This window comes from Agrobacterium sp. fls2-241-TYG-188a, assembly GCF_030209845.1.
On record NZ_JARVRD010000008.1, the window covers coordinates 70,301 to 82,479 of the forward strand.

The following is a 12,179-nucleotide window of genomic DNA, read 5'->3' on the forward strand; positions in this document are numbered from 1 at the left end:
CGGTATCCTGGCACTCGGCATGCTGACCTGCATGGCAAAGGCCTTCGAGCTCATCCGAAAGGCGAGTTTACTATTACCGAAGCCCCGAAGGGACGGAAAAGAGATCATTACGACTTTGCCTTTTGTCGGCTGTCCGAGCCCTTGGCTGAAAAACTCGGTGGAACACATTTCATTACCGTCGCGGAAATGGCCCTTTCGCCCGCGTCTGCCAGAGGAAGCCTGTTCACCGCCCTGGGCTATCCGAACTCAAAAAATCGAAAATACAACCCGAAAAAACTTACGGTGAAACCAAGGCTTCTACCCTATTCCAGCGTTCACGTCTTGGATTTGGATATCGCGAAGACGCTTCCGAACGGGGGAGCGGACCATATCTTTATGACCTACGGTAAGCAATCGCGTGACACGGATGGGAAAGTGGTCAATTCCGCCTCACCAAAGGGAATGAGTGGGGGAATGATAATCGACGCTGGAAAGCCAGCCGATCTCGAGGTCTTGGTTGGTTCCAAAACCCCGCAGCTACTTCTGGCAGGGATCGTCATAGAGTTGAAGAAGAAGAGAATTCTTCTCGGTGTTCGTCTCAGCGTCGTCGTACCGCACCTATTGAAGGAATTTGCCACAGGCGAGGCGTTGCCGAAGTGACTTCCTTCAAATCGATGAGAAACCAAATCCCAACGAGTACGCACGGCTCTCTCCCGGTGCGAGTATTCCGCCGTCCGTAGGACGAAGGTCCGTCCTTGGCTCAATGCCAAGTGCAAAAATGCCTGACTGATAAGCTCTCCAGATGGCCAGTTTCGGCAGCGCTTCCTGGCTATATTTGAAGGAGACCGCAACCCCGCACCGCTCGTTACGGAGAACAACCGGTATCTGATGCGGCGTGATACGGCTGTCAACGACGTCGACCTTTTCGCCGAAATCGTCAGCGGGCGCAGCCGGTAGGGAGTTCAGTTCAGATAGGAGCGGATCGGGGATTCCTGAAATGCTTAGCGCCTCATCGAGAAACGGATAGCCAAAATTCACGTGGTACATGATGGCGTGGTCCGTCGGACGGTAGCCGCGGTTCGTCACGACGTCTTCGACGACCAGCTCGGTTCCGAAAACCGGCAATGTGATCTTGCGGCGCAGCTCCAACGTTTCCCCGAACACGCTCGCCTGCCTGATAGTTGCCTCGCAGGATATTTCGAGCGTCTCAGTATCAACCCAATAGCTGATCAGGCGAGCCTTTTCGGTCGATATCCGTCCGTGCAACGGCATCTTCTTCGACTTTATGTGCGGATGATTATATTGGCTCACATCCGTGTCGTTCGGGCGGCTGTAGTGATCGAGGCCGCATGTGACCATGAAGCCGTCGAAGTTGCGGAGGAAACCCCAACCATCTTCCGACACTGGATCATGCAAGGGATACGGCATCTGCGCGGGCGAATGCCAACCGATATTCACGCCGCTATAAAAAAGTCCCGAGATATCGAAGCCGCGATCAACGGCAACCTCGAAGGAAATGCCGTTCGCGTTGCGGGCGACCAGCAGACGCTGTCCCCTGCCCGGTCCATCTTCCAAGGTCAGCAGACGAATGTCGGCAAGGGCGCGCAGGTCGCCTGTCCGTCTAAAAAGGTCTATGTCCATCATGACTTCCATTTCAAGTCTGGGGAGCTCGCGATCAGCGATGCGAGCTTACATACTTCTCAAGCGACCGGCGATGTTGCGCGACGGCAGCAGCGCAGTTCGAGCTTCGCAATCAGGCCACGCAACTCGGGCTCGCCGACGGCCGATGCTTCGACAGCAGGTGCAAACCACTCCAGGCGCCGCTGATCACGTTCCGGAAAATCAGTCTCCATCTCCTGCACATCGATCAGGTGGACCTGAACCATGGCCGGTACCAGTTCGCCATCTTCCAGCTTTTTGACATAGGTGTAGTGACCCCAAGCCTTTTTGCGGATGCGACCGCGCACCCCTGCCTCTTCCCAGGCTTCCCGGCTCGCGACCTCGTGGGGTTTTTTCTTGCGCATTGGCCATCCCTTGGGGATGACCCAGCGGCCACTCTCCCGGCTGGTGATCAACAAAACTTCGATGGAACCGTCATCGCGGCCGGTGTGGCGATAACAGATCGCAGCATATTGGGTCCGGACATCTCCTCTGAAGAGCTTGTCCGCTACGAGCGCCATCTGCGAGAGTGCATTTCGTTTTGCAGGTTCACCAGACATTGCGGAACCTAGATTTGGTTTGTTCTGTCAAATTTCCAGAATCGGATTTTTCGAGTTCTTGTGTCGACCTTGTTCGGGATGGGTGCCGTTGAGACCGGCTGTTACAGCACCCATGATTTTGCTCTGGCAGCGGCTAAGCCGCTTTGGAAACCGTCTGCAGGAGTGGTCGCAGCCGCGTGACGAACTCGTCGCTTCCGCAGGCAAAGCGAAGCTTCTCCGGTAGCTCTGTTATGTCCCAGTCGATGGTATGGGATACCCCGAGATTGGCAAGGATGGGCAGGGCCGCCATGACATCCCAGGTGGAGTCACCGAGTGATACGTAGCCATCCGTCTCGCCGAGCGCGACTTCAATGAATGACGCTGTTGCCGAACCGCAGATGCGGAAGCTGATCTGCAACTCGTCTGAGATGAACCTCATCAGTTCCAGTCGGTCCTTGGTGGCGACAGTGGGGTGTATCCCAAAGCTCATAGCCGCCTGCGACATATCGAGAGGCTTGAGGGGCGGAATTGGCTTGCCATTCAGCCTTGTCGGTACTGAACCTCCCCCGACAAGCATGAGATCGCGTGCGGGCGCAAATATAACCCCGAAGGTCGGCCGGCGGTTTTCATAAAGGCCAATCGAAATTGCCCAGTTCTGGCCACCCCGTACGAAATTGAATGTCCCGTCGATTGGGTCGATCACCCAGATACGGCCAGAAGTACCCGGCACTTCGCCGCCTTCTTCACCATACAGCCCGTCTTCGGGGAACGCTTCGCGCAGCTGCGCGATTAGAAAGTCTTCAACCTCCCTGTCGGCCTTGGTCACCAGATCGAGATGTCCCTTTTTCTCGACCGGGAGATCCGCAAGTGATCGGAAATGTTCGAGGGCAAGTTCCCCTGCCTTGCGAGCGATTCCTTCGACGGTGGCTTCCATCGCTTTCAGCGACTGTGCATCAGCCATTAGCTGCATCCTTGAGCCGTGCGACCTGAGAGACGTCATTACTGATGAGCTGGTCCAGCTGACCATCCCTGATCCAGCCGATGACGTCTGCTTCGATATCGACACCATAGGTCTTGAGGTTCTTCAGTTTGCTCGGCGGTGGAACATGCAGGAAGGTCGCAATGCCGCCGTCATGAAGCTGTTTGGCTTCCCCACTCGGGAAGTGGTGGATTTCCAGATTGATCGCGTCAACGTTCGCTTCGATCGCAATCGATGCCGGGTCGATCAGGCGAGAATGGGACAGGCCGACCGTTGGAACTTCCGGGATCGCCTTTTTCAGAGCTCGCAGCTGCACGAAGTCGAAGGACGAAAATTGCAAAAGATCAGCGTAGCCGAGCTCCTCGATCAAAGCCTTCAGCTTCGGAAAGAACACGTCGTCCTTACCGTATGTCTTCAACTCCAATTGATAGATGATGTCGTGTTCGCGCGCAAACTGCAGCGCTTCCTTCAAGAGGGGAACTCGCTCATCTGCAAACTCTTCGCCAAACCAGCGGCCGGCGCTAAGTTTGGAGATTTCAGCATAGCTCATGTTACGGATCAGGCCGTGTCCATCGGTGGTGCGGTCGACGGTCTCATCATGGATGAGAACAAGCTCCCCATCACTGGTGATACGGAGGTCGGTCTCGCAGGTTACACCTGGTCCAGCAAATTCCCGGGCCGCGCGGAACGCAGCATAAGTATTCTCCGGGGCGCCTTCGCTATGGCCGCGATGGCCGGCGAGACGCATTGTCTGCGGCGTCATTCTCAGCGGGTTCATTTCTTTTCCTTTCTTTTAACGGAGCCGCGCGTCGAGACGATCGCGGAGGTAGTCGCCGAGCAGGCTGATCGACAGGGTGGTCAGTACGATCACTGCCCCTGGAAATGCAGCCAGCCACCAGGCGATGGCCAGATAATTGCGCCCATCGGCCACCATGAGGCCGAGACTTGTAGCCGGAGGCTGAATCCCCAGACCAAGGAAGCTCAATCCGCTTTCAAGCAAGATGATTTCCGGGAAGTTGACGGTGAACTGGACAATGAGCGGCCCGGCGATGTTCGGAAGCATATGCCGCAGATAGATGCGCATTGGCGGAACACCGACGATGCGAGCTGCCTCTGCATATCCTTCTTCCTTGGCGCTCAGTACCAGGCCTCTGGTCAATCGCGCGTAGCGTTCCCAATTCGCAAGCCCTACCAGGAAGACGAACAGAAGCGGGCTCGACCCGAAGATCGCGAGAACGCCGAGTGCAACGATGATAAAGGGTATAGACGCCATGGCGTCGGAAAAACCCATGATCAGGTTATCGACCCACCCACCGAAATGCGCAGCAAGCAGACCGAGGCTGGTCCCGATTAGAGCACAGATGAGCGAGCCGATAATTGCGATCATCAATGTCGTTTGAGTTGCGACAAGCAAGTTGCTGACGACATCTCGGCCGAGATAGTCGGTACCCAACATATGTGCTGCCGAGATGAACGGCTTGCTGAAGCGAGCCAGCGGGTCTTGGTGCAGATAGTCATATGGTGCTGCCCACCGCGCTGTGACGCCGATGATGACAACGATTGCGATCCATGTGCAGCAGAGGCCGATGCTGATCGGCATGCGATGAAACGGTGCCCATAGGGCACTTTTGAACGAGCGAGAAGCTGTCGCTGTCGTCATGTCAGTGCTTCCTGATTTTAGGGTTGAGAACCGCGTAGAGAACATCGACGGTCAGATTGATCGTCACCATGAATGCAGTGAACAGCAGGATCATTGCCTGGACCACCGAAAGATCACCGCTGCTGGTGGCAGCCACGAAACCGCTACCAAGTCCCGGCCATGCAAAAACAGGCTCGATGAGAACCGCTCCACCGAGCAGGCCGCCGGCCGTGAAGCCGAGCGTCGTTACCATCGGTATTGCAGCATTCGGCAGCGCATGCCGCAGGATGATCTCCCAGTTCGGGATGCCGTCGGCCCTTGCTGCTGCGATATACGGTTGACCGAGCACGTCGATCAACGTCGAACGCATGAACCTTGCGATCGCCGCAGCGTTGAACAACGCAAACGTTGCGACAGGAAGGATCATGTGGTTCCAGGTCGTGTTTCCAGAGCTTGGAAGAACCCGCAGCCAGACGGCGAAAACAAACACAAAGACAAGGCCGAGCAGAAAGTTCGGAATACTATAGCCGAGTACCGCGCCAGCCATGACACCCTTGTCGACAGCCGATTCTCGCCGAACGGCCGCGAGGATCCCGGCAGGCACGCCGATCAGGATGCTGAGGATGAAGGCGGATACAGTCAAAAGTAGTGTCTTGGGGATACGCTCGCTGACGACATCGAAAACTTCACGACCATCTGCATAAGATGTGCCGAAATCTCCGCGTAGTGCGTTGCCGACATAAAGCAGGTACTGCTCGAAGATTGTCCGATCTAGGCCCCATTTGGCGCGAAAAGCGGCCAAAGCCTCGGGGCTTGCAGTGTCGGAGAGCATTTGTTGCGCCGAGTCGCCGCTGAGCCGCAGCACGATGAAGACGACGGTCACAGTGGATATCAGGACAATGATCGCCCGCACGAGACGGGCAAGGATGAATGATCCCATCACGCAATCTCCTTTTGCAAACCTGGAACAGGCGAAACGATCGACTGGGGAAACTCCTCCGCACGATGGCAGGCGACCTGCTGTCCTCCCACCGGCCGAAGGACCGGCGTTTCCGTCGAGCACCGTTCGATTGCGAAAGGACAGCGAGAACGGAATGGGCATCCGTGCAAGGCCTTGCCGACATCCAGCTCGCCTTTGATCGGAGGCTCGATATTTCGGACTGTCGGATCCATGGTCGGAACCGAGGCCAAGAGGGCGCGGGTGTAAGGGTGCCTTGGCCACTGATAGACGGACTTGATGTCCCCGGTCTCGACAACGCGGCCAAGATACATGACGGCGATGCGATCCACGAGGTGCCTAACGATACGCAAGTCATGCGTAATGAAGACGTAGGCGAGATCGAGTTCCTGCCAGAGCTCGCGCAGCAGCGCTACGACCTGGGCCTGGACGGATACGTCCAGTGCCGAGACCGCCTCATCGAAAACGACCAGCTTTGGATCGAGGATGAGGGCGCGGGCAATGACGACACGCTGCCTTTGTCCCCCAGACATCTGGTGAGGGTAGCGATCCATCATTGCCGCTGACAGGCCGACCCGTTCGAGCATCGCAGCAGCCCGCACGTAAGCGTTCGCGCGATCGGTGATGCGATGGACGAGAAGCCCTTCAGCGACCTGCTCGCCAATGGTCATTTGCGGGTTCAAGGCGGAAAGTGGGTTCTGTTGGACCAGGGCGGTTCGGATGCGGAACTGTTGCCAGTCACGCGCGGTCCGTTCCTTGTGATTGACACCTTCGAACCATATCTCTCCGGAAGTGGGCGGTGTTAAGCCAAGCAGGAGGCGTCCCAGCGTCGACTTCCCACTCCCAGACTCCCCTACGACGCCGAGACGTTCGCGAGGTGCGAGTTCCAGATTGATGGATTTGGAAGCGAAAAAGCTGGTGGACTTGGAAAAAAGACTGGTCTTTTGACCGAAGGCCCTCGACAGATCCTGCGTCTTGAGAAAAGGCGTACTCATGCTGCCACCGGATGATAACAGGCTGCTTCGTGCGCCAGGCCGAAATTTGCCGGCGCGGGAAAGCGCGCCGAGCACTCGGCGCTTGCGCGCGAACAGCGTGGATGGAAATAACAGCCTTGCGGCAGGCTATCGAGGAGTGGAACAGATCCGGGGATCGGGACCGGCGGCTCGAGATCTGCCGCATCGATGCTTGGCATACAGTCGATGAGCGCGCGCGCGTAGGGGTGCGCTGGACGTGCAAGAAGTTCTGTCACCGGCGCTGTTTCGACGATCTTCCCGCAATACATCACTGCAGCCTTGTCGGCGAGGCGGGCGATTACGCCCAGATCGTGCGAGACGATGATCAGGGCCATGCCGGTCTCGGCCTTGAGCTCTTCAAGCAAGTGAAGAATTTGCGCCTGCATCGTGACATCCAACGCTGTCGTGGGCTCATCTGCGATCAGGAGCTGTGGCTTTGCAGCAAGCGCATGGGCGATCATCACGCGCTGGTTCATACCGCCAGAAAATTGGTGTGGATAGGAACGCAGCCGGCTCTTTGCCCGATCGATTCCAACGCGCTCGAGAAGCCTCATCGCTTCCAGCCGGGCATCGTTGCCTTTCAAGCCCTGATGGCGGTAGAGCGCCGATTCCAGATAATACCCGATCGTGTGGACCGGGTTCAGACTGCTGGTGGGATCCTGAAAAATCATGGCGATTGTCGGCTTCCCGACCTTACCAGACCTGACGCCACCTTCACCGAACTCGATCGATCCACCGGTCTGAGCAATGCCGCGTGGGAGCATATTACCCACAGCGTAACAGGTCATGCTCTTGCCGCAGCCAGACTCGCCCACCAGGCCAAGGGTCTGACCGGCCTCCAGCGAAAAGCTCACGCCGTCGATGATTTTGATATTTCGTGCAGGTACCTCGACCACGAGGTCGCGTACGTTCAATAGTGCGGGCATTTCCATCCTCCCATTGAGCGATGCGCACGGATGCGCACCGCCTTCTTGTTGGGCTGTTGTTATTTGAACTTGAGGTTTCCTCGGAATTCCATCGTCTCGAACGAAACCGGGCTCCACTGGACATCCTTGCGAGCCGCGTAGACGTCATATGGCTGGTAGAGAAGAACGGCCGGTGCCTCGTCCTCGAAGATGTCACGGAGCCGATTGAATGCCGCCGAACGCTCTTCACCATCCTTGAGCTGAGCAACCTTGTCGCACAGTTCGTTGAACTCGGCCGGTGCCTTCCAGCCCCAGCGCTTCTGGATACCGCGGCCTGGGCCGAACTCGGATACCATCGTCGTCAGGCCATCGGTGAGCCACTGGCCGTTTGACCAGTTGCGGATAAAGATGTCAGAGTCCTTCGGGGTCGTGCCGGGAGCGTAGATCTTCGGAACGACGTTGATACCGATCGCCTTCCACATCTCGATCATCATCATCAAAGCCGGGACAGCATTGGCGTAGTAGTTGCCCATGGTGTGATAGGTGATCGGGGTGCCGTCGTACCCGCTTTCCTTTACAAGCCGCTTGGCTTCCTCGATGTTATATTCCATCGCCTTGCGGTTCGGATCGAAGCTCGCGCCGTAATGCGGGAAGTTAAATCCATTTGGGATCGAGGCATGGTTTTTCCAGAGTGCCTCGACCATCAGCGGACGGTTGACGGCCAAAGCCAAGGCACGACGCAGCGTCTTGTTCTGGAAGACCGGCTGGTTGAAGTTGAACGTGAACATGTGGACGTTCTCGATCAGCGTCCCGCGTGTCTCGAGGTCCGAATAGCCATCGACCAGAGCCATATCGTCCGGCGTGAGCGTCGTGATGATATCGTATTCGCCGCTGATAAGGCCGGCAACGCGGGTTGCCGGTTCAGCAACGACCTGATATGTGATGGTCGAAGCGGTCGGCTTTTCGCCCCAATAGCCATCGTTGGCTTCGAGCGTCACATGATCGTTGGCAACAAGTTCCTTGAACTTGTAAGGACCGGTTCCGATCGGCTTGTTGCCGAATGCGACGGCACCCAGGCTTTTGTAGTATTCCTTCGGGACGATAGGACCGAGCCAGGAGCCGAGATATTTCTCGATGAGATAAGACGATGTTTTCGTGCGCAGTACGACCGTGTATTTGTCTTCAACAACGGGCTCGTCCCAATTGGGCGAGAAGTTGCGACCGTTAGGGACCGTCTTGATTGCCTCGTCGCCCCACAGACGCTCGGACGAGAAGGTGAAAGCAACGTCTTCGGCGGTCATTTCGGCGCCGTTGTGGAACTTGACGCCCTGACGGAGTTTGAAGCGGACCGACTTGTCATCGATACGCTCGAAGCTTTCGGCGAGAGCCGGTACAAGCTTGATGCCGTTACCCTTCGCACCGTCAGCGAAATACTCGCGACGGATCAGGGTATCGAAGATCTGATTGATGATACGGGGACCCGTATTGCTGATGCCGTTGATGGGTTCAAGCGTGGACGGCAGGCCATTCACGCCAATCCTGAGTGCCTTGCGGTCAGCCGCGAAGGCGAATTTCATGCTGGTCGTTGATGCCAGCATTGCAACGCTGGCACCTATAAGGAAATTTCTGCGATCAGTCTTTACCATGGTCCTCTCCCGGACTTAGAGAATTTTCTGTGCTGGTTGCTGTCTGGCGGGGACATCGAGCCCTAGTTCGCGAAGACGAACTTCCTCCGCAATTTTTCTGGCACCGTATCGATGATCGACTTGGTGCCGACGTCGGTGATGATCACCCCGACGTCCTCGATCTTTGCCGTGACAGACAGGCTCGATTTCGTGAACTTCGAGTGGTCGGCAACGACGATCACTCGGCTCGAGACTTCAATCATGGCTTTTTGTATGCTTGCATTCATCGGGGTCGATGTGCAGATCGTGCCGCGATCCAGGTCGATCGAGCTGGCATTGAGGATGAGCTTGTCGGCGTTGAACTGTCGGATGAAGCTCTCGGCCAACGGCCCACGGTAGGAACGGTTCGTATCCGTGAACTCTCCACCGACAGAATAGATGCTGTTTCCTTCGCCGCGAGAAAGTTCGGCGACGATATCAAGCCCGTTGGAGATCAAGGTCAGGCCCTTGCGACCCGACAGAATTTTCGCAACTTCCAGGGCGGTTGTGCCTGCATCAAGAAAAACCGCATCGCCTTCAGCAATCATCGTTGCGGCGACGGACGCGATAGCGGCTTTTTCCATTTGGCGCGAGATCGCGCGGGCGGCGTGCGTCGTGTCCTGACCGACCTGATTAACGCTGACAGCACCTCCGTGCGTGCGGCGAAGTATACCCGCCTGTTCGAGGTCGCCGAGGTCGCGCCGCGCTGTTGCGACGGAGATCTGGAAACGTTCGGTAAGCGTGTTGATTGCCAGAAACTGCTGCTCACGCAGCAAGTCTGCAATTTTCGCCTGACGTTCCTGAGCAGCTGTGAGCACGGGGATTCTCGCTATTGGTGAACTATTTCGATCATTTGTATGAGCGATATCTATCTTTGTCAAATGACGGATTTATGACAAGACTTGTTGCTATGCAGCAATTTGGAAGAAAAATTTTGTTTGGATGTGTTGTTGATCAAGATCGAAACCAACTCGCCTCTTGAATTTTTGAGCGATATCGATCATACGTTTTAAGCGATATGCGGCGCATCGGGATGTGCGTGGAGGGCCTTCGTCATCAACAACACAGCGGTCTTGCGACCTTCGACGTTGCCAGTGCCGCAAATGCGCTGTTAGCGACCTCAAATCTAACCAAGGCAGGCTCGGGAATTGGATTCGACTGTTGTCATGATAAATCTGCTTGGGTCAGTAGCTCTGCTGCTATTCGGCCTGGCGCAGGTCAAAGACGGGGCATCACGTGCCCTGGGTGCGAAGCTGCGAACCGGGCTTGCCACCGGGACGAAGGGATCGTTGCGGTCGTTCTTGTCGGGCTTCTTAGCAACCCTTGCCCTCCAAAGCTCGACGGCGACCGCGCTGATGACCTCGTCGTTTGTCGAGCGTGATCTCATCAAGCCGCGCATGGCACAAATGGTTTTGCTAGGCGCCAACGTCGGAACTGCCGTGACGGCGTGGATCGTTGCCACCGGTATTGAGTGGCTGTCGCCTGCGCTCTTTTTCGTCGGCATAGTCCTCTACCGAAGCAGTTCCTCCGCCAGGCAAGGTGCCGGGACAGCTTTGATCGGCATCGCTCTGATGTTATTGTCTCTTCACCTATTGAGCGGTGCGACCGAGCCATTGCGCCATTCGCCAGCCTTGACGTCCTTTATAGGACTTCTCGATAACGCATGGCTGGTCGCAATGATCTTCGCTGCACTGGTCTCTTTTCTCTCGTCGTCGAGCCTTGCAGCGGTTGTCCTCATCCTGTCGATATCCTCAACCGGAATGCTTTCCGGTGGTCTCGTCGTCGCGCTCGTGCTCGGCGCCAATCTCGGTGGGGCAGTGCCACCGGTGATCGCCTCCCTTTCAGGGTCTAGCGCAGCTCGACGCCTGACTTTGGGAAATCTGGTTGTCCGCGGAGTTGGCTGTCTTCTCGCGCTTCCGGCCGCTCAGATGCTCGCCGATGGTCTCTCGACGCTGCCCCTCCCAGCGTCAAAACTGCCTGTCGACGTCCATCTCGCCTTTAATTTGGCCCTGGCAGCCTTGGCGTGGCCATTGTCGCGGTCACTAGCGCGTCTGATGACGAGGCTTGTTCCAGAGCCCTCCCAAGCCGACGACCATCCAAAATACCTCGACTTAGAAGAACTATCCACCCCGGTTGTGGCGCTTACGAGCGCGGCGCGCGAGGTCTTAGGTGTCGGAGACCTCATCGAGAGAATGCTTTTGAGGGTGTCGGATGCGTTCGAGCAGAACAACGACGGACGCTTGCGCGAAATTCCAATCCTCGAGGCTCAAGTCGACCGGTTACAACAGGAGATCAAGGTCTATTTGTCAAAACTCGGTCGCACGGGGTTAAGCGAAGAAGAAGGACGACGTTCGATCGTCATCATAGACTACGCCATCAACCTCGAGCATATCGGCGACATCGTCGAGAAAGGCTTGCTGCCCGAGGTCCGAAAGAAGATCGCCCAGGGCCTTAAATTTTCAGACGACGGATTTGACGAACTCAAGCAGCTCTTCCAGCTCACGATCGACAATCTTCGTGTCTCGCAGACAATCCTGATCACCCGTGACATCAATCTTGCCAAGCAGCTGATGGAGCGGAAGATCGAGGTTCGCCGCATGGAGAAACATTCGTCGGAAAGGCATCTTGAGCGCCTCCGGGATGGTCGGGCGGATAGTTTGCAAACCAGTTCGCTACACCTCGACATTCTCCGGGACCTGAAGCGGATCAATGCCCACATTGTATCGGTGGCCCATCCGATCATGGATGAGCAAGGTCTTCTCGGCGAAAGCCGCCTCCGCGCGGTCAATGTCTGACCAACCGCGAATTCCCCCCTGCCCCAGAATCCCCGACCTCGGGTCTTCA

12 protein-coding genes are annotated in these 12,179 nt (G+C 56.6%); 2 read left to right on the top strand and 10 right to left on the bottom strand.

From position 1 onward, the window contains the following. Positions 1 to 141 precede the first annotated feature (141 nt). The gene (locus QRN85_RS20850) at positions 142 to 639 is read left to right on the top strand and encodes a hypothetical protein (protein ID WP_162734699.1); all 498 of its coding nucleotides are present in this window, start codon (positions 142 to 144) and stop codon (positions 637 to 639) included. Between the two features lie 6 nt (positions 640 to 645). On the opposite strand, the gene QRN85_RS20855 is transcribed toward QRN85_RS20850, so the two are convergent. The 10 genes from QRN85_RS20855 to QRN85_RS20900 all read right to left on the bottom strand — a co-directional run bounded on the left by QRN85_RS20855 (position 646) and on the right by QRN85_RS20900 (position 10,153). After that, positions 646 to 1,620, bottom strand: coding sequence for a DUF4432 family protein (locus QRN85_RS20855; RefSeq protein ID WP_284759953.1), 975 nt, complete (start codon positions 1,618 to 1,620; stop codon positions 646 to 648). Between the two features lie 59 nt (positions 1,621 to 1,679). Beyond that, a complete protein-coding gene (locus QRN85_RS20860) occupies positions 1,680 to 2,198 on the bottom strand; it encodes an NUDIX hydrolase (RefSeq protein WP_284759954.1) in 519 nt (172 codons plus the stop codon). A 133-nt stretch (positions 2,199 to 2,331) separates the two neighbouring features. Continuing rightward, positions 2,332 to 3,138, bottom strand: coding sequence for an inositol monophosphatase family protein (locus QRN85_RS20865; RefSeq protein WP_113218815.1), 807 nt, complete (start codon positions 3,136 to 3,138; stop codon positions 2,332 to 2,334). Further along, complete coding sequence (locus QRN85_RS20870) at positions 3,131 to 3,934, bottom strand: glycerophosphodiester phosphodiesterase (RefSeq protein WP_113218639.1); 804 nt, start codon at positions 3,932 to 3,934, stop codon at positions 3,131 to 3,133. The genes QRN85_RS20865 and QRN85_RS20870 overlap by 8 nt, the downstream gene beginning before the upstream one ends. Positions 3,935 to 3,949: 15 nt before the next feature. Beyond that, positions 3,950 to 4,816, bottom strand: coding sequence for an ABC transporter permease (locus QRN85_RS20875; protein ID WP_113221625.1), 867 nt, complete (start codon positions 4,814 to 4,816; stop codon positions 3,950 to 3,952). A 1-nt stretch (position 4,817) separates the two neighbouring features. Continuing rightward, entirely contained in the window at positions 4,818 to 5,735 is a 918-nt protein-coding gene (locus QRN85_RS20880) for an ABC transporter permease (protein WP_284759958.1), read from the bottom strand. Further along, a complete protein-coding gene (locus QRN85_RS20885) occupies positions 5,735 to 6,748 on the bottom strand; it encodes an oligopeptide/dipeptide ABC transporter ATP-binding protein (protein WP_113221627.1) in 1,014 nt (337 codons plus the stop codon). Before QRN85_RS20885 ends, QRN85_RS20880 begins: the two co-directional genes overlap by 1 nt. Further along, positions 6,745 to 7,692 (bottom strand): ABC transporter ATP-binding protein, encoded by a 948-nt coding sequence (locus tag QRN85_RS20890; RefSeq protein WP_284759959.1) that lies wholly within the window; start codon positions 7,690 to 7,692, stop codon positions 6,745 to 6,747. The genes QRN85_RS20885 and QRN85_RS20890 overlap by 4 nt, the downstream gene beginning before the upstream one ends. A gap of 59 nt (positions 7,693 to 7,751) precedes the next feature. Beyond that, entirely contained in the window at positions 7,752 to 9,317 is a 1,566-nt protein-coding gene (locus tag QRN85_RS20895) for an ABC transporter substrate-binding protein (RefSeq protein WP_284759960.1), read from the bottom strand. Between the two features lie 62 nt (positions 9,318 to 9,379). Further along, entirely contained in the window at positions 9,380 to 10,153 is a 774-nt protein-coding gene (locus QRN85_RS20900; RefSeq protein ID WP_284759961.1) for a DeoR/GlpR family DNA-binding transcription regulator, read from the bottom strand. Between the two features lie 330 nt (positions 10,154 to 10,483). On the opposite strand from QRN85_RS20900, the gene QRN85_RS20905 reads away from it, so the two are divergent. Then, entirely contained in the window at positions 10,484 to 12,130 is a 1,647-nt protein-coding gene (locus tag QRN85_RS20905) for a Na/Pi cotransporter family protein (protein WP_284759962.1), read from the top strand. Positions 12,131 to 12,179 lie beyond the last annotated feature (49 nt).

What these genes read in the sequence shown, in the direction of transcription:
- QRN85_RS20855 (WP_284759953.1), bottom strand. Translation starts at nt 1,620, where the DNA reads ATGGACATAGACCTTTTTAGACGGACAGGCGACCTGCGCGCCCTTGCC.
- QRN85_RS20885 (WP_113221627.1), bottom strand. Translation starts at nt 6,748, where the DNA reads ATGAGTACGCCTTTTCTCAAGACGCAGGATCTGTCGAGGGCCTTCGGT.
- QRN85_RS20880 (WP_284759958.1), bottom strand. Translation starts at nt 5,735, where the DNA reads ATGGGATCATTCATCCTTGCCCGTCTCGTGCGGGCGATCATTGTCCTG.
- QRN85_RS20875 (WP_113221625.1), bottom strand. Translation starts at nt 4,816, where the DNA reads ATGACGACAGCGACAGCTTCTCGCTCGTTCAAAAGTGCCCTATGGGCA.
- QRN85_RS20890 (WP_284759959.1), bottom strand. Translation starts at nt 7,692, where the DNA reads ATGCCCGCACTATTGAACGTACGCGACCTCGTGGTCGAGGTACCTGCA.
- QRN85_RS20860 (WP_284759954.1), bottom strand. Translation starts at nt 2,198, where the DNA reads ATGTCTGGTGAACCTGCAAAACGAAATGCACTCTCGCAGATGGCGCTC.
- QRN85_RS20895 (WP_284759960.1), bottom strand. Translation starts at nt 9,317, where the DNA reads ATGGTAAAGACTGATCGCAGAAATTTCCTTATAGGTGCCAGCGTTGCA.
- QRN85_RS20870 (WP_113218639.1), bottom strand. Translation starts at nt 3,934, where the DNA reads ATGAACCCGCTGAGAATGACGCCGCAGACAATGCGTCTCGCCGGCCAT.
- QRN85_RS20865 (WP_113218815.1), bottom strand. Translation starts at nt 3,138, where the DNA reads ATGGCTGATGCACAGTCGCTGAAAGCGATGGAAGCCACCGTCGAAGGA.